Origin of the sequence: Micromonospora sp. NPDC047793, assembly GCF_040642635.1 — a bacterium.
Taxonomy (GTDB): Bacteria; Actinomycetota; Actinomycetes; order Mycobacteriales; family Micromonosporaceae; genus Micromonospora.
On record NZ_JBEYSG010000016.1, the window covers coordinates 140,874 to 158,669 of the forward strand.

General features: G+C 73.6%; 18 protein-coding genes. 8 read left to right on the top strand and 10 right to left on the bottom strand.

Features of this window, described 5'->3' with window-relative positions; translation table 11 throughout:
* The first annotated feature begins 76 nt into the window (after positions 1-76).
* Entirely contained in the window at positions 77-1,426 is a 1,350-nt protein-coding gene (locus tag ABZ738_RS25900) for a cupin domain-containing protein (protein ID WP_357217218.1), read from the top strand.
* Positions 1,427-1,599: 173 nt separating this feature from the next.
* Here ABZ738_RS25900 and ABZ738_RS25905 read toward each other — a convergent pair whose 3' ends face one another.
* The 5 genes from ABZ738_RS25905 to ABZ738_RS25925 all read right to left on the bottom strand — a co-directional run bounded on the left by ABZ738_RS25905 (position 1,600) and on the right by ABZ738_RS25925 (position 6,763).
* Positions 1,600-2,262, bottom strand: a complete 663-nt coding sequence (locus tag ABZ738_RS25905) for a hypothetical protein (RefSeq protein ID WP_131057139.1) — start codon at positions 2,260-2,262, stop codon at positions 1,600-1,602.
* Positions 2,259-4,928, bottom strand: coding sequence for an FtsK/SpoIIIE domain-containing protein (locus tag ABZ738_RS25910; RefSeq protein WP_357217222.1), 2,670 nt, complete (start codon positions 4,926-4,928; stop codon positions 2,259-2,261). Before ABZ738_RS25910 ends, ABZ738_RS25905 begins: the two co-directional genes overlap by 4 nt.
* Complete coding sequence (locus ABZ738_RS25915) at positions 4,921-5,943, bottom strand: hypothetical protein (protein ID WP_357217225.1); 1,023 nt, start codon at positions 5,941-5,943, stop codon at positions 4,921-4,923. Before ABZ738_RS25915 ends, ABZ738_RS25910 begins: the two co-directional genes overlap by 8 nt.
* 8 nt (positions 5,944-5,951) lie before the next feature.
* Positions 5,952-6,212 (bottom strand): hypothetical protein, encoded by a 261-nt coding sequence (locus tag ABZ738_RS25920; RefSeq protein WP_131053345.1) that lies wholly within the window; start codon positions 6,210-6,212, stop codon positions 5,952-5,954.
* A 173-nt stretch (positions 6,213-6,385) separates the two neighbouring features.
* The gene (locus ABZ738_RS25925) at positions 6,386-6,763 is read right to left on the bottom strand and encodes a hypothetical protein (RefSeq protein WP_357217229.1); all 378 of its coding nucleotides are present in this window, start codon (positions 6,761-6,763) and stop codon (positions 6,386-6,388) included.
* 147 nt (positions 6,764-6,910) lie between these two features.
* On the opposite strand from ABZ738_RS25925, the gene ABZ738_RS25930 reads away from it, so the two are divergent.
* The 3 genes from ABZ738_RS25930 to ABZ738_RS25940 are packed head-to-tail and all read left to right on the top strand — an operon-like array spanning position 6,911 to position 10,007.
* Positions 6,911-9,466: an ATP-dependent Clp protease ATP-binding subunit gene (locus ABZ738_RS25930; protein WP_131053343.1), complete on the top strand. Its 2,556-nt coding sequence runs from the start codon at positions 6,911-6,913 to the stop codon at positions 9,464-9,466.
* Between the two features lie 26 nt (positions 9,467-9,492).
* Positions 9,493-9,657 carry a hypothetical protein gene (locus ABZ738_RS25935; RefSeq protein WP_357217233.1) on the top strand — a complete coding sequence of 55 codons (165 nt, stop codon included), beginning with the start codon at positions 9,493-9,495 and terminating at the stop codon, positions 9,655-9,657.
* Positions 9,657-10,007 (top strand): DUF3140 domain-containing protein, encoded by a 351-nt coding sequence (locus ABZ738_RS25940; RefSeq protein ID WP_176094330.1) that lies wholly within the window; start codon positions 9,657-9,659, stop codon positions 10,005-10,007. The genes ABZ738_RS25935 and ABZ738_RS25940 overlap by 1 nt, the downstream gene beginning before the upstream one ends.
* 134 nt (positions 10,008-10,141) lie before the next feature.
* On the opposite strand, the gene ABZ738_RS25945 is transcribed toward ABZ738_RS25940, so the two are convergent.
* From ABZ738_RS25945 to ABZ738_RS25955, 3 genes are all read right to left on the bottom strand, one after another.
* The gene (locus tag ABZ738_RS25945) at positions 10,142-10,378 is read right to left on the bottom strand and encodes a hypothetical protein (RefSeq protein WP_131053341.1); all 237 of its coding nucleotides are present in this window, start codon (positions 10,376-10,378) and stop codon (positions 10,142-10,144) included.
* Between the two features lie 40 nt (positions 10,379-10,418).
* On the bottom strand, positions 10,419-11,414 hold the full coding sequence (locus ABZ738_RS25950; protein WP_131053340.1) for a LysR family transcriptional regulator: 996 nt from the start codon (positions 11,412-11,414) through the stop codon (positions 10,419-10,421).
* 77 nt (positions 11,415-11,491) lie between these two features.
* On the bottom strand, positions 11,492-12,091 hold the full coding sequence (locus ABZ738_RS25955) for a hemerythrin domain-containing protein (protein WP_131053339.1): 600 nt from the start codon (positions 12,089-12,091) through the stop codon (positions 11,492-11,494).
* Positions 12,092-12,199: 108 nt separating this feature from the next.
* On the opposite strand from ABZ738_RS25955, the gene ABZ738_RS25960 reads away from it, so the two are divergent.
* Positions 12,200-13,528 carry a M20/M25/M40 family metallo-hydrolase gene (locus ABZ738_RS25960; RefSeq protein WP_357217239.1) on the top strand — a complete coding sequence of 443 codons (1,329 nt, stop codon included), beginning with the start codon at positions 12,200-12,202 and terminating at the stop codon, positions 13,526-13,528.
* A gap of 20 nt (positions 13,529-13,548) precedes the next feature.
* A complete protein-coding gene (locus ABZ738_RS25965; protein ID WP_131053337.1) occupies positions 13,549-14,202 on the top strand; it encodes a hypothetical protein in 654 nt (217 codons plus the stop codon).
* A gap of 78 nt (positions 14,203-14,280) precedes the next feature.
* On the opposite strand, the gene ABZ738_RS25970 is transcribed toward ABZ738_RS25965, so the two are convergent.
* Together ABZ738_RS25970 and ABZ738_RS25975 are read right to left on the bottom strand one after the other, a co-directional pair.
* On the bottom strand, positions 14,281-14,475 hold the full coding sequence (locus tag ABZ738_RS25970) for a DUF5703 family protein (RefSeq protein WP_131053336.1): 195 nt from the start codon (positions 14,473-14,475) through the stop codon (positions 14,281-14,283).
* A gap of 58 nt (positions 14,476-14,533) precedes the next feature.
* A complete protein-coding gene (locus ABZ738_RS25975; RefSeq protein WP_131053335.1) occupies positions 14,534-15,505 on the bottom strand; it encodes an aldo/keto reductase in 972 nt (323 codons plus the stop codon).
* A gap of 147 nt (positions 15,506-15,652) precedes the next feature.
* Between ABZ738_RS25975 and ABZ738_RS25980 the strand changes: the two genes are divergently transcribed.
* Complete coding sequence (locus tag ABZ738_RS25980; protein WP_131053334.1) at positions 15,653-16,705, top strand: LLM class F420-dependent oxidoreductase; 1,053 nt, start codon at positions 15,653-15,655, stop codon at positions 16,703-16,705.
* Entirely contained in the window at positions 16,702-17,538 is an 837-nt protein-coding gene (locus tag ABZ738_RS25985; RefSeq protein WP_131053333.1) for an undecaprenyl-diphosphate phosphatase, read from the top strand. Before ABZ738_RS25980 ends, ABZ738_RS25985 begins: the two co-directional genes overlap by 4 nt.
* Positions 17,539-17,796: the final 258 nt, after the last annotated feature.

Here is a 17,796-nt window from a genome sequence, read left to right on the forward strand (position 1 = left end):
TGCCGAGGGTCCGGCCGACGGCGGCGCGACCCCGGGCCAGCACGACGGTGGCGCCGACGGCGCCGCGCGCTAGGCGATGACGCGACTCGACCCGCCGGGCGGCCACGGCCGCCCGGCGGTCCCGTCCGTACCTGCGGAAGCGGCATCCCGCGAGCCGGCAGCCCCGCACGGTGCCGTCGAGGCGGCGGCCCCCGGCGGGTCGGCGTCGACCGCCGAGGCGGCGTTGGCCCGGTGCGTCAGCGTGGAGGCGGCCAAGTTCGCCGCCGCACACTGGGGGCAGACCCCGCTGCTGTCCCGCGCCGCCGAGCTGCCCAACCCGGCGGGTTTCACCGACCTGCTCAGCCCCGCCGACGCCGACGAGCTGCTCAGTCGGCGCGGTCTGCGTACCCCCTTCCTGCGGGTGGCCAAGGACGGCCAGGTGCTGCCGGCGGCGCGCTACACCGGCGGCGGCGGTGCCGGCGCCGAGATCGGCGACCAGGTCCTGGACGAGAAGGTCATGCGGCTGTACGCGGACGGGGCCACCCTCGTCCTGCAGGGCCTGCACCGCACCTGGCCGGCGCTGATCGACTTCACCCGTGACCTCAGCCTGGCCGTCGGGCAGCCGATGCAGGTCAACGCCTACCTGACACCGGCGGGCAACCAGGGCTTCGCCACCCACTACGACACCCACGACGTGTTCGTGCTCCAGGTCGACGGCCGCAAGCAGTGGCGCATCCACCCGCCGGTGCTGCCCGACCCGCTGGAACGCCAGCAGTGGGGTGGCCGGGCCGACGAGGTCACCGCGACCGCCCAGGGCACACCCGCCCTCGACGTGGTGCTCGAACCGGGAGACGCGCTCTATCTGCCCCGGGGCTGGCTGCACAGCGCCCAGGCCCAGGAGACCAGCTCCCTGCACCTGACCGTCGGCATCCGCGCGTTCACCCGGTACGCCCTGGTCGAGGAGTTGCTCGCGCTGGCCGCCGAGGACCGTCGGCTGCGGGCCACGCTGCCGTTCGGCACCGACCTGGCCGACCCGGACGCCATCGAACCAGAGCTGACCGAGACCGTGGAGGCGCTGCGCGACTGGCTGCTGCGGGCCGACCCGGCCGAGGTCGCGGCCCGGCTGCGGCAGCGTGCCTGGCCGGCGTCGCGTCCGGCGCCGCTGCGACCGCTCGCGCAGGCCGCCGCGATCGCCGCGCTGGACGCCGACAGTCGGGTCACCGTCCGCCCCGGGCTGCACCGACAGCTCGACGAGCGGGGCGAGCAGGTGGTGCTGCGGCTGTTCGACCGCACCGTCACGCTGCCCGCGCAGTGCGCCGCCGCGCTGCGGGCCCTGCTCGCCGGGCCGGTCGTCCGGGTCGGTGACCTGCCCGGCCTCGACGACGACGCCGACCGCCTCACGCTCACCCGGCGACTGCTGCGTGAGGCCGTACTCGTCCCCGCCTGACCTCCGGACTCGTACCCACCCGACGGCATCGGCCCGGCACCGCGCGGTGCCGGGCCGGTCCGTGCGGTCCCGGGTCCGGTCCGTGCTCTGCCCTGTCGGGTCCGTGCCGGGCCCGGGTGCGGCGATGAGGGCAGCGGGCCAGGTCACGGCGCGGCGGGCGGACGTCGGCCGACTCAGGTCACGATCAGCAGGAGCAGCGTGGTGACCAGGCCGGCGGCCACCACCACGATCACCGGGCGTGGGCTCAGCACCGCGTGCCGCCGGTCGGCGATCACGCGGGCCGGCACCAGCCCGATCACCGGGCCGAGCAGCGTCACCACCAGCGCCAGCACCGGCAGACCCACGGACAGCTCACCGTCGGCCCGCCCGCCCAGCGCGCGGGCACCCGCCCCCAGCGCGTACGCGAGCACCCCGCCGACCACCCCGCAGAGCGCCAGCAGCGGGTTCACGCTGTTCGGCAGCTCTCCCGGCTGGCGGGTGCGGCGCAGCAGGTCCCGCGCGGCGTCCAGCAGCGGCATCGGATCGCCGGTGGCGTCCTGCGTCGGCGCCGGGGGTGTGCCCGCCCGCCGCCCGCCGCCACCCAGCCGGCTGTTCAGCTCCTGCCACAGCATCGCCGTCTCGGAGTCCACCAGATCCTGGGACTCGCGGGCCGCGGCCAGTTCCCGCTCGGCCCGGTTGACCTCGTCGGCGGACTCGGCCACCGCCCGGTCGGCCGCCGCGCACTGCTGGGCGTACCAGGCGTTCGCCTCGGCGCGTTGTTCCTGCACCCGCGCGGTCAGCTCGGCGAGCCGCCGCAGCTGGGCGGCGTAGGTCTCGCTGGTCACCGGTTCGTTCATCGGGCCGGTCCGTAGGGGATGATGGTCTGCCCGGTGCGGTGCACCGCCCGGTCGAAGAAGAGTCCCCGCCACGGCCGGGGATACCAGTCCGGTCCGCCGCTGCCGGGGTACAACGGCCCGCTCAGGTCCCCGCCGTGGGTGTCCAGGGCAACCCAGGCACCGATCTGGTCGGTGCGGGCGCCGGTGCCACCCAGGTCGACCTTCATCCGCGCCACCCCCCGCCACCAGGCCAGCACGTGGGTACGCCGCTCCGGGCCGTCGTGCAGGATCCGGCGCAGGTGTTCCAGCCCGGTGGATCTGCCGGCCCGCGCGGCGAGCGCGCCCGAGGCCGCGTCGACGGCGAAGAGCAGCAGGTAGTGCGGCCCGCCCCCGCTGCCCGGCACACCGAGCCCCTCGGCGGTCTCGGCCATCAGCTCGGCCACCGTCTCCTCGTCGTACCAGGCGGCGTCGTCGGCGAGGTCCTCGTAGAGCGCCCTGGCCGCCGGGTCGGCGTCCGGATCCAGGCAGGCGATGGAGAACCGGGCGGTGCCGGGCCGGTGCTGCCGGGCCAGCGAGCGGGCCGCCGCGTCCAGCACCGCACACGCCTCGTCGATCCGGGTACCCAGCACCGCCAGGTTGCGTCCCGGTGCACGGGGCAGCCGCAGCGCCGCCGACCGGGCCTGCACGTCGATGATCTCGCCGAGCAGCGCGACCGGGCCGCGCGGCGTACCCGCCTCCGGCGGGGTCAGCGCCCGGAAGTCCGGTGCCTCGGCCAGTCGGGGGATCGCGTCACCGTCGAAGAGACGGGCCGGTGCCGCCTCGGCCGGGCGCATCCGCCACAGCCGGTGCTGCAACTCGCTCCAGGTCTCCCACTCGCTGGCCGACGGGATCCGGGCCACCTCGTTGCCCTCCGGCAGCCCCGACTCGGCGTTGACCACCGCGTGGAACTTCGGCAGTGACTGCGCGGCGTCGTTGCGTTCGGCGAGGATGCGCAGCGCCTTGGGCAGCGCGATGCGCAGGGTGAACTGGGCGACCAGCGCCGGACGGCCCCACAGTGCCTCGATGCCGCGTACGTCCTGCGAGGCCAGCACCAGGTGGATGCCCTGCGAGCGGCCCCGGCGGGCCAGGTCCTCCAGCAGGTCGGCCGCCTCCCGGGCCACCGCGTCCCGGCCCGCCAGCAGCATCTGGAACTCGTCGACCACCGCGACGATCCGGGGCCAGTGCCCGGTCGGGTCCACCGCGCGGAGTTCGGCCAGCTTGGTGACCTCGTGCTTCTTCGCCGCGTCGGCGCGTCGGCGCAGCTCCTCGGCGAGGAAGCGCAGCAACGCCAGGCCGAACTCACGGTCGGTGTTGACGTTGATGCCGACCAGACGCATGTGCGGCAGCCAGCTCGGGTCCCGCCGTCCCTTGGCGAACCGGGCGAAGGACACCCCCTCTTTGAAGTCCAGGAGATAGAACTCCAGTTCGGCGGGGGAATAGCGGGCGGCGAGCGCGCCGATCCAGGCGAAGATCAGATTGGTCTTGCCGGTGCCGGACGGGCCACCGATCAACGCGTGCGGCGGGTAGTCGCCGAGGGTCAGCAGCACCGGTCTGCCCTGCGGTCCCTCGCCGATCGGGGCGGTCAACCCGGTCGCCGAGTCCTCCCGCCACATCTGCTCCGGCGCCGGCAACAGATCGGTGAAGGGGGTGGGTGCCGGGCCGGCGCTGACCACCGAGGCGATCTGCCGGCAGGTCTCGGTGACCAGGGTGGCCGGCGGCGGCGGGTCGAGGCGTACGGGCAGGGTGCCGACCCGGGCGCCGTCGGCGGTGACCACGATCCGGGTCAGCGCCGCGTCGTCGGGCAGCGGCACCCCGCGCACGATGAGGTGGACGCCGCAGGCCACCCCGGCGCGTACCACCCGGTCGAGCTGGCCGCGCTCGTGCCGGGACAGTTCGTCGCCGCCGAGCAACACCGCCACCCGCCACGGCTCCGGCCGTCGTCCGGTCGCGGCGGCCAGCTCGCGCAGCGAGGCGTGCTCACCGGCGAGCACCGTCTCGTTGATCCGGCGGATCTGCTCCACCAGGTCGTCCAGCAACCGGCCCAGGCCACCCGGGCCGACGAAGGTGAGCAGCCCGGCGGTGCCCAGCGGGGCGAACCCGGCGAGCCCGCCGCCGAGCTGGTCCGGGTCGTAGCCGACCACCCGGACGGTGCCGGGCGCGGCCCGGCCGAGGCTGCGCAGCAGCAGTGCCGACACCACCGCGGCGCAGCCGTCCGGATCGCCGTCGAGCGCGACGTGCCCGCCGTCGAGCAGCGACACCAGCGCCGGCACCGGCTCGGTGTCGGGCAGCCGGATGGTGCCCACGCGGGTGGCGCCCGGCGGCTCGCCCCGGGTGGCGGGGGTGGGTCGCCACCCCGGCCAGTCCGCCGACCCGGCACCCGGTGCCTCCCGGGTCGCCGCCTCGGCGGCCCGCCGGGCCAGGGCGGCCAGCCGCGAGGCGTGCCGGGCGTCGATCTCGGCGAGCCGCTTGTCCCGTTCGGCACCCACCCGTTCCGGTACGCCGACCGCCGCGCGCCGGACGCGTACCGCCCGGTCGCGGGCGGCGGCCAGCGTCGTCTGGGCCGTGGCGGACCGGGTGCGGGACGCGCCGAGTGCCTCGGCGAGCAGTTCCCGGACCCGGGCGACCAGCTGGCTGCGCCGGTCAGCCATCGACACCGTGTCCCGGTCGGCGCGGACCCGCCCCGCCGAACGGCCGTGCGCCGGGTGTGCCCGCGCCCGAACCGCCCTTCGCGGTGGTGCGGGGTGCGTCGCCGGCGTGAGGAGGGGACCCCTTTACTACCTGAGGCGTTAACAGGGGGCCCTTCCTTTCATCGCCGTCGGCGGGCAGGTCGCGGCCGAGTCGGTCGAGCAGGACGCCGGTGAGCACCCCGGCGGTGACCGCCGGGTCGGCGGCGTGCGGCTGCTCGTCCTCGCCCCGACGCGGCGGAGGCATCCGGCAGACCCGGGTCAGCAGCGTGTCCAGCACCGGGGCGGGCAGGCCGGGCAGCAGGTCCCGGACCCGGCCGTCCAGCTCGCGCCGCAGCCGGGACAGGTCGTCGCCGCGCGGCGGATGGCCGAGCAGCTCGGCGGCGAGGTCGCGCAGCATCGGCGGGGCCACCGCGGCCAGCCCCAGGCCGACGTCGGCGTGCGCGCCGCGCAGGTCACGGTGCAGCCGGTCGCGGTCGCCGGAGCGGACCCCGCGAACCACCCGGCGCAGCAGTTCCTGAGAGTCGGCGATGCGCTCGTCGGGTTCCTCGGCCGGGCCCTCGCGGCCGCCGGTCAGCTCCGCCACCCGCACCGACCACCAGCGGCGCAGCCGCACCTCACCGGCGGCCTCCGGCGCGTCCTGGGTGGGCTCGGCGGCCCCGGGGGCGTCGTGGGCCGGGCGGCGGTCCCGCTCACCGGCCTGCGGCGGCGGTGCGGCCCCGTCGGGGGCCAGCCCGATCGCGGCCAGGTACGCGGTGAGCTGCTCCTGGGCGACGCGCAGCGCGTACCCGGCGGTCTCGGCGTGCTCGGTGGCGGCGGAGAGCTCCGGCACGCCCAACGGGTTGGCCGACTCCTGCCGCACCCAGCGCAGCCGTTCGGTGGCCAGCCCGAACTTCTCCAGCGCCTGCCCGAGCAGTCCCATGGGCAGGTCCTCGGCAGCGGCCCGGACCTGTGCGCCGACGTCCTCGACGATGGACACGCCCGCCCCTACAGCGTCGCGACGTACTGCTGGGCCTGCTCGACCGCGACGAGCGTCGCGGCGAGGCACTCCTCCAACTCCTGGCTGGCCTGCGTCAACGACGCCTGAGCCGCCTCGACGGTGGTGTGGCCGCTGCCCTCCAGGGCGCCCGCCAGCGTCTGTTGCGCCTCGGCCAGCTTCTCGCCGGCGGCCTGCACGGCGCTCTGGCCGTCACCGATCTGCTGAAGCGCGACATCGATGGCTGCCTTGAGCTCGGCGACGCTCGCCACGCGGAACCTCCTGGGGGCGGGGAGGACTCCATTAGAGCCTATGCCGGTCGGGGGACGAACATACCCTGTCAGTGTTGCTGCCCTACTGACCGGTTGTCGACCGCAGGCGCGGCGAGTCCGATTCGTGGGACCCGAGGTCGGAGGGTCACGCAGGGCGACCGGCGCCCGCCCGGTCAGCCACGCAGCCAGCGGGGGCCGTACACCTCCGCGCCGAGCGCGGTCACCCGGTCCCGCAGCGCCCGGTCGGCGGTGACCACCACCCGGCGCCGTTGACCGGCCTCGGCGACCAGCTCGACCACGGCGTCGTCGCCGGAGCCGTCGGCCGCGACCACCCGGACCCCGTCGACGCCGGGTACGTCCCGCGCGGCGCCCTCCACCACCAGCACCACCTCGACCGGTGGGGACACCTCCGGCGGTACGCCGCGTCCGCCCACCGGGGCCAGCGTGTCCCGTAGTCGGGCGGTGGCGCCGGCCCGGTCCCGCCACCAGCCGTCCGGGCGGGACCCGACGACGTTGGCGGCGTCCACGATCAGCAGCGGGGTCGACTCCATCCGCCCACCCTGCCATCCACCCGACCGCCCTGCGGTGCGGCACGCCCGACCGGGTGCCGTCCCGGCCGGTGCCCGTCGGTGGCGTTTGTCCGGCCTGGGGCCGGGTAGCCCGTGCCGACCGTCTCGCGCCGACCGCGGAGGACAGAGATGATGGGACCCGGCGACTTCGGCTCCGACCCGTGGGACGAGTTCCTGGCGCGGTACTTCGGTCGGGGCGAGGGCGGGCGACGCCCCGCGCACCGGGTCGACATCACCCGGCTGATGACCGCCGACGCCCGGGAGATGCTCGCCGACGCGGCACGCCGGGCCGCCCAGAAGCAGAGCAGCGACCTGGACACCGACCACCTGTTGTGGGCGGCGTTGCAACGCGAGCCGCTGCGGGACCTGGTCCGCCGGGCCGGCGCGGACCCGGACACCCTGCTCAACGCGCTGGGTGGACGTGCCGACGGCGCCCCGCAGGGCGACGTGCCACCCAACCTGTCGCTCACCCCGGCGGCGAAGCGGGCGCTGCTCGACGCCCACCAGCTCTCCCGGGCGATGGGGGCGAACTACATCGGCCCCGAGCACATCCTGATGGCGTTGCCGCTCAACCCGGAGTCGCCGGCCGGCCGGATGCTCGCCGCCGGGCGGATCCAGCCGGAGTCGTTGCAGGCCGCCAACGCCGAACGCGGACCGATGACCAACCCGCGCCCGGACCGGGGCACGCCCACCCTCGACCAGTACGGCCAGGACCTCACCGACCTGGCCCGCAACGACCAGATCGACCCGGTGATCGGGCGTGCCGACGAGATCGAGCAGGCGGTGGAGATCCTGTCCCGGCGGACCAAGAACAACCCGGTCCTGATCGGCGAGGCGGGCGTCGGCAAGACCGCGATCGTGGAGGGCCTGGCCGAACGGATCTGCGACGGCGACGTGCCGCAGACCCTGCTCGGTAAGCGGGTCGTCCAGCTCGACCTGGCCGGGCTGGTCGCCGGCACCCGTTATCGGGGCGACTTCGAGGAACGCCTGAAGAAGGTGATCGACGAGATCCGGGCGCACCGCGACGAGCTGATCATCTTCCTGGACGAGATCCACACCCTGGTCGGCGCGGGCGGCGCCGGCAGCGAGGGCGGGATGGACGCGTCCAACATGCTCAAGCCCGCCCTGGCGCGGGGCGAGTTGCGGGTGATCGGCGCGACCACGCTGGACGAGTACCGCCGCAGCATCGAGAAGGACGCCGCGCTGGCCCGACGGTTCCAGCCGGTCTTCGTGCCGGAGCCCACCGTCGAGGACACCGTCTCCATCCTGCGCGGGCTGCGGGACCGCTACGAGGCCCACCACCAGGTGCGGTTCACCGACGAGGCGCTGGTCACCGCCACCGAGCTGTCCGACCGGTACGTCACCGACCGCTTCCTGCCGGACAAGGCGATCGACCTGATCGACCAGGCCGGCGCCCGCGTCCGGTTGCGGACCCGCACCCCCGCCGCCGACGTCCGCGACCTGGAGCAGCAGCTCGAGGAGGTACGCCGGGACAAGGAGCAGGCCGTCGCCGACGAACAGTACGAGCGCGCCTCCACGCTGCGCGACCGGGTCTCCGACCTGGAACGGCAGGTGCAGCGCGCCCGGGGTGAGGACGGCTCCGACAACCAGGTGCCCGAGGTGGGGCCGGACGAGATCGCCGAGGTGGTCTCCCGGGCCACCGGCATCCCGGCCAGCCAGCTCACCGAGGAGGAACGGGACCGGCTGCTGCGCCTGGAGGGCCAACTGCACGAGAAGGTCGTCGGGCAGGACGACGCCGTCGGGGCGGTCGCCGAGGCGGTGCGCCGCTCCCGGACCGGGCTGGCCGACCCGAACCGGCCGATGGGCAGTTTCCTGTTCCTCGGTCCCACCGGCGTGGGCAAGACCGAACTGGGGCGGGCCCTGGCCGAGGCGCTGTTCGGTGAGGCCGACCGGATGGTCCGGGTGGACATGAGCGAGTTCCAGGAACGGCACACGGTCAGCCGGTTGGTCGGTGCCCCGCCCGGCTACGTCGGGTACGAGGAGGCCGGTCAGCTCACCGAGGCGGTGCGCCGCCGCCCGTACGCGGTGGTGCTGCTGGACGAGATCGAGAAGGCCCACCCCGACGTGTTCAACATCCTGTTGCAGGTGCTGGACGACGGACGGCTCACCGACAGCCAGGGGCGCACGGTCAACTTCAAGAACACCGTCCTGATCATGACGAGCAACCTGGGCTCGGAGCTGATCACCGGCAGCCAACGGTCGGTCGGCTTCGGGTCGGGCGCGCCCGGCAGCGAACAGGAGAGCGACGAGCTGCGGGAGCGGCTGATGCGTCGGCTCCAGGAGAACTTCCGGCCGGAGTTCCTCAACCGCATCGACGAGGTGATCATCTTCCGCCGGTTGGAGGCCGAGCAGTTGCGGCAGATCACCGGACTGCTGCTGGAGGAGACCCGGCGGCGGCTACACGCCCAGGACATCGAGGTGGACTTCACCACCGCCGGGGTGGACTGGCTGGCCGAGCACGGCTACCAGCCGGAGTTCGGCGCCCGCCCGCTGCGTCGGGTGATCCAGCGGGAGGTGGACAACCACCTGTCCCGGATGCTGCTGGAGCAGCAGCTCTCGCCCGGGCAGCGGGTCACCGTGGACGCCCGGGACGGCCGGCTCGTCTTCGACGTGGCCGCCGGCGCACGCGGGCACGCCACCGCCTCCACCACCCACCCCCGCTGACGCAGACGACCGGAGAGGGGCAGGCGATGACGGAACCGGACGAGGCCCGGGACGACGAAAGCAGCGACCCGATCCTGGCGCCGCCGACCGCCAACCCGAGCCGGGTGCAGGTGCCGGCGGAGGGGCTGGGCGGGCAGACCGACGAGGGGCATCCGGACGACGCCGGGTCGCGGCCCGGAGAGGAGGCGTGATGGTACGCGAGCAGCGGCTCGACCCCGAGGTGGAGGTGCTCTGGGAGGACTTCCACGCCGAGGTCAACGTGCCCTCCGAACAGCTTCGGCAGTGGCTGCTGACCCGGGGCTCCGGCGAGGAGGCGTTCGGCCCGGACCCGGACCTGAACCTGCCCGAGCCGGGCCGGCAGATCCTCGCCGTGCTGCGCAAACGCAAGGTGGACCTGACACCCGAGGACGTCGGGGTGATGCGGGAGGCGGTCGAACGGATCCGGTCGCTGACCGCGGAGAAGCCGCGCCGGGGCAACGCCGACGACGAGTGGCGGCACTCCCTGCTCGACCTCGGGCACGACGTGCTCGTCGAACGCTGAACCGCGCCCGCTCGCACCGGCGCCTGCGGTGCAAGGAGGGGTCCCCTGCTAACGCCTCGTGTATAGCAGGGGACCCCTCCTTGCACGCAACGCCGCCGGCCGGGCCGTACGGTCACGCCCGGCCCGGCCGACGGCTACTCGCTCTCCAGACTGCCGATGGTCAGGCCGACGGCCTCACCGGCGGCCTGCCGCTCGGCGCGGGTCTGCTCCTCACGGGTGATCAGGTTGGCGTACTCGGCCAGGTCCGCCGGGTCGGGCACCTCCGGCACCCGGCGCAGGAACGCTTCCACCTCCCGAACGGCGGCGGTGTGCGCGGCGGCGGCCCGGCGCAGCACCTCACGGTCGTCGGCGGCGGGATAGAGGTCGGTCATGCCCGCCGCTTACCCGCCGTCGGCCGGTTCGCACCCGCCCTCAGGCGCTTCGCAGTCCCCGGTCCGCCGTCGCCGCCGTCCGGCGCACCCCGAAGGCCGGATTGCCGAGCAGCCAGGCCAGGTACGCCGGATGCGGCGCCAGCGCGTCCGTGTACGCCACCAGCGCCGTCTCCAGCACCAGTTCGGCCATCCGGGCGGCGGGGGACTCCGGATGCCAGCCCAGCATCAGTCGCCAGCGCAGCGGAGTGCCGACCAGCCTCCGGGTCACCAGACCCGCCACCGGCCGGAACGTGGCCTGGCACAACGCCACCGCCTCCCCTGCGTCCACCAGGTCGATGCAGCCGCGGACGTCGGCCTCGTACAGCTTGCGCGGGGTGAAGCCGGCCCGGGCGCAGGCGGCGGCGAAACAGTCGCCGAAGCACCCGTCGCCCGGTGCGGCCACCCACTGCTCGTGCCGCAGCTCGGCCAGCGCCACCTCGCTGCGGCCGGCCAGCGGATGGGTCTCCGGCAGCAGCACCATCACCGGGTCGACGGCCACCTCCCGCCAGCTCAGTCCGTAGTCCGCCGACGGGGTGGAGTCGCCGCAGACCCCGGTCAACGCGTAGTCCAACCGTCCGCCCGCGACCAGTTGCGCCAGTTCGTCGACCGACCAGGACGCGTACGTGGTGATCTGGGCCTGTGGTTGCTCGGCGGCGAGCCGGTGCACCAGCCGGCCCAGGATCGGGCTGTTCACCCCGCCGAAGCGGTAGCGGCGCGGGGCGTCGACCGCCCCGGCGAGCCGCGCCGCCTCGTCCTGGAGCCCCTTCATCGCCGGCAGCAGCACCCGCGCCCGGGCGAGCACCAGCTCACCGAGTGCGGTGGGTCGGGCGCCGCGCCGGTCCCGTTCGAACAGCGGCCCGCCGAGGGTCCGTTCGATGCGCTGGAGCTGGGCGGTCAACGCCGGCTGCGCCAGCCCGAGCGTGGAGGCCGCCTTCGTCACGCTGCCCGTCTCGGCGATCGCACAGACCACCCGCAGGTGCCGCAACTCCAGATTCATAGCGTGACGGTAGGGCCACGGAGCATCCGGCGGAAGGGCCCGGACGGATCAACGACCATGAACATGTTGCTGGTGACTCAGCGTGGCGGCGGCTCCGCGACCTCGCTCAGTTGGGTGTGACGGCCGGTGACCGCGTCCCGGAACTTGTCGACCAGCGCCACCGCCGGCTCGACGATGCGGTTCCACGGGGGAGTGTGCGGGATCCCCGGGTGCGGGCGGGTCGGCGCGGCCTCCTCGGCGATCTCCAACCGGTTGCCGAGCCGGATCAGCTCCTCCTCGGTGGCCGCCGCGCAGAGCCGCTGCACCAGGGCGTCGACCGCCGTCACGTGCGCGTCGAGCAGATCGGCCACCATCGGCAGGCGGTCGTCGTCCAGCCCGCGCAACGCCATCAGCAGCGCGGCGTCACCGGCCAGGACGTCGGCGACCGGCTGGTTGACGTCGCCCAGCGCCTGCCGGATGGCGGGCAGCAGGCACTGCTCCTCAGCCGCCAGGTGCCGGGAGAGCGCCGCGACCAGGATCTCCCGGCCGTGCGCGGGATCCGGGCCGGGCTCGACCAGTCGCCGGGTCAGGCTCAGCAGCTGCTGGTGTTCGTCGGCGATGGTGGCGGCGATGCTCTGCCCGGCGGGCTGGTAACCGTCGCCGGTCGACGGTGGCAGCGGCGGCAGGTGGACGGACACGGTCCCTCCTCGGGCTGGGCAGGCGGAGCGCCGATGATATGGCACTCGGACGCGCGCGCAGTACCCGCACTCACCCGGGCGGAAACCGCAGGCTGGTATGAAGGGGCGATGACGAGCGACGCGCACCCCGCCTTCCCCGCGCCGACCGACGAGGTCGTCGACCTCTGCCGGGACCTGTTGCGCATCGACACCACCAACACCGGCGAGAACGCGACCAGCATCGGAGAGCGCCTCGCCGCCGAGTACGTCGCCGAGAAGCTGGCCGAGGTCGGCATCACCCCCGAGATCCACGAGTCCGCCCCCGGGCGGGCCAACGTGATCGCCCGGATCCCCGGCGCCGACCCGAGCCGGGGCGCGCTGCTGGTGCACGGCCACCTGGACGTGGTGCCGGCCGACGCCGACGAGTGGTCGGTGCACCCCTTCTCCGGCGAGCTGCGCGACGGCTACCTGTGGGGCCGGGGCGCCATCGACATGAAGGACTTCGACGCGATGGTGCTCGCCGTGGTCCGCCACTGGCAGCGCACCGGCGTCCGCCCGCCGCGCGACATCGTGCTCGCGTACACCGCCGACGAGGAGGCCGGCAGCGAGTACGGCGCGCACTACCTCGTCACCCGGCACCGGGAGCTGTTCGACGGGTGCACCGAGGGTATCGGCGAGGTCGGCGGCTTCTCGTACACGGTGGACGAGTCGCAGCGGCTCTATCTGATCGAGACCGCGCAGAAGGGCATCGACTGGCTGCGGCTGCACGCCAAGGGGCGGCCCGGGCACGGCTCGATGGTGCACGACGACAACGCGGTGACCGCGCTGGCCGAGGCGGTGGCCCGGATCGGTCGGCACCGCTTCCCGGTGGTGGTCACCGACACCGTGCGGGCCTTCCTGGAGGAGGTCTCCGAGGTGCTCGGCATCGAGCTGGACCCGGACGACCCGGAGACCGCCATCGCCAAGCTCGGCCCGATCGCGAACATCATCGGCGCCACCATCCGCAACACCGCCAACCCGACGCGGCTCGCCGCCGGCTACAAGGACAACGTCATCCCCGGCCGGGCCAGCGCCACCATCGACTGCCGCAGCCTGCCCGGCCAGTCCGAGCTGCTGGAACGGCAGCTGCGCGAGCTGGTCGGCCCGGACATCGCCATCGAGTACGTGCAACGCCAGCCCGCCCTGGAGACCACCTTCGACGGCGACCTGGTCGAGGCGATGTCCGCCGCGCTGCGCGCCGAGGACCCGGGAGCCCGGCCGGTGCCGTACATGCTCTCCGGCGGTACGGACGCGAAGGCGTTCGCGCAGATCGGCGTCCGGTGTTTCGGGTTCGCGCCGCTGCGACTGCCGGCCGACCTGAACTTCTCCGCGCTGTTCCATGGCATCGACGAGCGGGTACCGGTGGACGGACTACAGTTCGGCGTGCGGGTTCTCGACCGGTTCCTGCGCACCAGTTAGTAACGTGAGAGGGACGCCTCATGACCGACCAGCACGGTGAGCTGGAAGCCGCACTCGAGCGCGTGATCGAAGCGGCCCGCCACCACCTGGCCGCCGTCCGCGCCGCCGAGGGCCGGATCGACGACGACGACGTCTGGCAGGCGTACGTCGGGTTGAACAACGCGTCGTACGCCTACGACGAGCAACTCATGGACGCCTTCGGCGAGGTGACCCCGTGGGACGTCGAGTCGATCGACCCGAACGAGGCCGACCAGCGTTTCGGTGGCGCCGAAGGTGTGGAGCCGACCGACCCGCACCCGCAGGTGATCTCGGTACGCCAGCGCCGCGACTACCGTGTGCCCAGCGTCTCCGCGCTGATCCGGGTGGCCGAGGCGGCCCGCCGCGAGGGCGCCCCCGGCGAGGACCAGGTGCCGCCGGTGGAGGGTGTCGGCGAGGCGGTGCTGGAGCTGCTGCAGAGCGGTGACGGGTCGCTCGGCGCCCTCGACGTGCCGGAGCTGGAGCCGCTCGACGGCGTGGTCATGGTCAGCGAGGTCGGCACCCCGGTCGACCTGGAGTCGTTCGACGACGACGACCCGGTGGGCCCGTTCCAGCCGGCGGCCGACGACCGGCTGGTCGGCCGGCTCGACGAGCACCCGTTCATGGAGCTCGGCGACGAGCACGACCACGTGCACTGACGTCGACCCGGGCGGTGGTGGGTACGTCTGTTGTCGCCGCAGCGGCAACAGATCTACCCACCGCCGGGTGGGGACGGGTCAGTAGGAGAGGCCGGGCTGCGGGGAGCCGTTGGCCACGCGGCGGCGCAGCACCACCTGGCGGGTGCCGTCGCGGTACAACTGCACCCGGGCCAGCTCCCACCCGCTGAACTCGGCCTGGATCGCCAGTTGCGCGGCGGCGGCCAACCGGTCGACGTTCGGCGGTAGGCGCAGCGGCGCGTACTCGTAGTCCATGGGCCCTATGCTGCCCATTCGGAGCCGCCGTGCGCCACCCTCCGGGCAGTTCGGCGGGTCACCCGTCGCGTTCGGGGTAGCCGACCTCCAGGGCCGAGACGTCGTCGAGCGCCGTGGTGATCTCCTCCGGCAGGGTCATCCGCTCCACCTGGAGGGCGCCGAGCAGTTGCCCGGACGTCCGGGCGCCGAGGATCGGCGCGGTCACGCCGGGCCGGTCCCGGATCCAGGCCAGCGCCACCTCCAACGGGGAGACCCCGAGGCCACCGGCGGCGGTGGCGACCGCCTCCACGATGCTGGAGCAGCGCGGCTCCAGGTAGGTGGAGACGAAACGCTCGAAATGGGGCGACACCGCCCGCGAGTCCGCCGGCCGGCCGTGCCGGTACTTGCCGGTGAGCACCCCACGACCCAGGGGTGACCACGGCAGCACACCCAGACCGAGCGCCTCGCAGGCCGGCAGCACCTCGCGCTCGACCCCGCGTTCCAGCAGGGAGTACTCCACCTGCGCGGCGACCACCGGGGCACGTCCGGGCCAGGCCGTCTGCCAGGCCGCCGCCCGGGCGGTCTGCCAGCCGGAGAAGTTCGACACGCCGACGTAGCGGACCCGGCCGCTGGCCACCGCGTGGTCGAGCGCGGCCAGGGTCTCCTCCAGCGGGGTGGCCGGGTCGTAGCCGTGCACCTGGAACAGGTCGACGTGGTCGGTGCCCAGCCGCCGCAACGAGGCGTCGAGCGTACGCAGCAGGTGCCCCCGGGAGCCGTCGCGACGGCGGGGGCCACCCGGACGCAACCCCGCCTTGGTGGCGATGAGCAGCTCGTCGCGGGGCACCAGACCACCCAGCAGCGAGCCGATCACCGACTCGGCGTCGCCGTCGCCGTACACGTCGGCGGTGTCGATCAGGTTGCCACCCGCGTCGAGGTAACTCTTCAGTTGCGCAGCGGCGTCGTCGGCGTCGGTGTCCCGGCCCCAGGTCATGGTGCCGAGCGCGAGCCGGGAAACCGCCAGCCCGCTTCGGCCGAGCGGTCGCTGTTGCATGGGTGAACCTTATTTCGAACGAGGGCCGAACCGATATCCTCGCTCCCGTCGAGTCTGCCCAGACGCATGGCGATTCGGGTGAGCCGGTGATCGTCGCTTCCGGCGGCATTGCGTAACCTGATGCGACTGCGGATGGGGGAGGACTCTGTGCGACTCGGGCTAAACCTCGGATACCAGACAGCCTGGAGCACGCCGGCGGATCATCTGGCCATGGCTCAGGAGGCGGACCGACTCGGCTACTCGGTGGTGTGGGCGGCGGAGGCGTACGGCTCCGACTCGCCGAGCATGCTCTCCTGGATGGCCGGGCAGACCGAGCGGATCGACATCGGCAGCGCGGTGATGCAGATCCCGGCCCGTACGCCCGCGATGACCGCGATGACCGCGGCGACCCTCGACGCGCTCTCCGGCGGCCGCTTCCGGCTCGGCCTGGGCGTCTCCGGCCCGCAGGTCTCCGAGGGCTGGCACGGCGTACGGTTCGGCAAGCCGCTGGCCCGGACCCGGGAGTACGTGGACATCGTGAAGCTGGCGGTGGCCCGCAAGGAGGTCGCCTACGACGGCGAGTTCTACCAGCTCCCGCTGCCCGACGGTCCCGGCAAGGCGCTGCGGCTGGGTTTCCATCCGCCGCGTGAGCACATCCCGATCTACCTCGCCGCCGTCGGTCCGAAGAACCTGGAGCTGGCCGGCGAGATCGCCGACGGCTGGCTGGCCGTCTTCTACGCCCCCGAGTTCGCCGAGGAGCAACTCGCGGCGGTACGCGCTGGCCGGGCCAAGGTCGGCAAGGAGCTGGCCGGCTTCGACGTGGTGCCCTCCGTGCCGGTCGTGGTCGGCGACGACGTCGACTCCTGCGCCCAGCTGGTGCGCTGGTACGCCGCCCTCTACGTGGGCGGGATGGGCAGCCGCCAGCAGAACTTCTACAACCAGTTGGCGACCCGGATGGGGTACGGCGACGCCGCCCGTGAGGTGCAGGACCTCTACCTGGCCAAGCGGCAGCGCGACGCGGCGGCCGCGGTGCCGCTGGAGTTCATCGACCGGACCTCGCTGCTCGGCCCCAAGGAGCGGATCGCCGAGCGGATGCGCCAGTACGCCGAGTCCGGCGTCACCACCCTGTCGATCACCCTGTTCGCCGGCGACCGGGACAGCGGGGTGCAGACCCTGCGTACCGTCGCCGAGGCGCTGGAACTCTCGGGAGTCGGGGAGTGACCTGGATCGAAGCCATCGTCCTGGGCATCGTCCAGGGCCTGACCGAGTTCCTTCCGGTCAGCTCGTCGGGGCACCTGCGGATCACCTCGGCGATCTTCTTCGACCGTGACGCGGGGGCGTCGTTCACCGCGGTCACCCAGCTCGGCACCGAAGCGGCCGTGCTGCTCTACTTCGCTAAGGACATCTGGCGCATCGGCCGTACCTGGACGGTCGGGATCTGGGACAAGTCCGTACGCTCCAGCCTCGACTACCGGATGGGCTGGTACGTCATCGTCGGCTCGATCCCGATCGGGGCGCTCGGTTTCCTGTTCAAGGACCAGATCCGGGAGACCGCCCGGAACCTGTGGGTGGTGGCCACCACCCTGATCGTGTTCGCCTTCGTGCTCGCCTTCGCCGAGTACTGGGGTCGGCAGACCCGGACGTTGAAGGACTTCCGGATGCGCGACGGTGTGGTGATGGGCTTCGCCCAGGCGATGGCGCTGATCCCCGGCGTGTCCCGGTCCGGTGCGACGTTGACCTTCGGCCTGTTCCTCAACCTGACCCGGGAGACGGCGGCCCGCTACTCGTTCCTGCTGGCCATCCCGGCCGTGGTGATGTCCGGGATCTTCAGCCTCGGGGACGTCTTCGAACCGGCGGCCCCGGGCACCTCGGCACCCACCGTCGCGCAGATGGTGGTCGCCACGCTCATCGCCTTCGTCGTCGGGTACGCGGCCATCGCCTGGCTGCTGCGGTTCGTCGCCCACCACACCCTGTACGTCTTCGTGCTCTACCGGGTGGCGGTCGGCACGCTGGTGTTCGCCCTGCTGCTCACCGGCACCATCAGCGCCACCTGACCCTGGGTTGGATGTAAGGAAGGGCCCCCTGCTATCGCCTGGTGCATAGCAGGGGGCCCTTCCTAACATGCGTCGCGGCCGGGCGTGCGGTGCTTCCGGCTGGGCGTTGGTGGTGCGTCGACGGCCGGCACCCTGTTGGGGGTGCCGGCCGTCGTGGTGGTGTGGGTCAGCTGTTCCAGTGTGCGGCGACGAGGTCGGCGGCCTGTTGTTCCCACTGGGCGTAGTGGTCGGGGAATGCGGAGACCTGGACGGTCTGGG

Coding starts and splice junctions, on each gene's coding strand:
- ABZ738_RS25965 (WP_131053337.1), top strand. CDS start 13,549: ATGACCGACCAGCACGGTGAGCTGGAAGCCGCACTCGAGCGCGTGATC.
- ABZ738_RS25905 (WP_131057139.1), bottom strand. CDS start 2,262: ATGAACGAACCGGTGACCAGCGAGACCTACGCCGCCCAGCTGCGGCGG.
- ABZ738_RS25930 (WP_131053343.1), top strand. CDS start 6,911: ATGATGGGACCCGGCGACTTCGGCTCCGACCCGTGGGACGAGTTCCTG.
- ABZ738_RS25975 (WP_131053335.1), bottom strand. CDS start 15,505: ATGCAACAGCGACCGCTCGGCCGAAGCGGGCTGGCGGTTTCCCGGCTC.
- ABZ738_RS25960 (WP_357217239.1), top strand. CDS start 12,200: ATGACGAGCGACGCGCACCCCGCCTTCCCCGCGCCGACCGACGAGGTC.
- ABZ738_RS25900 (WP_357217218.1), top strand. CDS start 77: ATGACGCGACTCGACCCGCCGGGCGGCCACGGCCGCCCGGCGGTCCCG.
- ABZ738_RS25910 (WP_357217222.1), bottom strand. CDS start 4,928: ATGGCTGACCGGCGCAGCCAGCTGGTCGCCCGGGTCCGGGAACTGCTC.
- ABZ738_RS25945 (WP_131053341.1), bottom strand. CDS start 10,378: ATGACCGACCTCTATCCCGCCGCCGACGACCGTGAGGTGCTGCGCCGG.
- ABZ738_RS25950 (WP_131053340.1), bottom strand. CDS start 11,414: ATGAATCTGGAGTTGCGGCACCTGCGGGTGGTCTGTGCGATCGCCGAG.
- ABZ738_RS25925 (WP_357217229.1), bottom strand. CDS start 6,763: ATGGAGTCGACCCCGCTGCTGATCGTGGACGCCGCCAACGTCGTCGGG.
- ABZ738_RS25935 (WP_357217233.1), top strand. CDS start 9,493: ATGACGGAACCGGACGAGGCCCGGGACGACGAAAGCAGCGACCCGATC.
- ABZ738_RS25970 (WP_131053336.1), bottom strand. CDS start 14,475: ATGGACTACGAGTACGCGCCGCTGCGCCTACCGCCGAACGTCGACCGG.
- ABZ738_RS25940 (WP_176094330.1), top strand. CDS start 9,657: ATGGTACGCGAGCAGCGGCTCGACCCCGAGGTGGAGGTGCTCTGGGAG.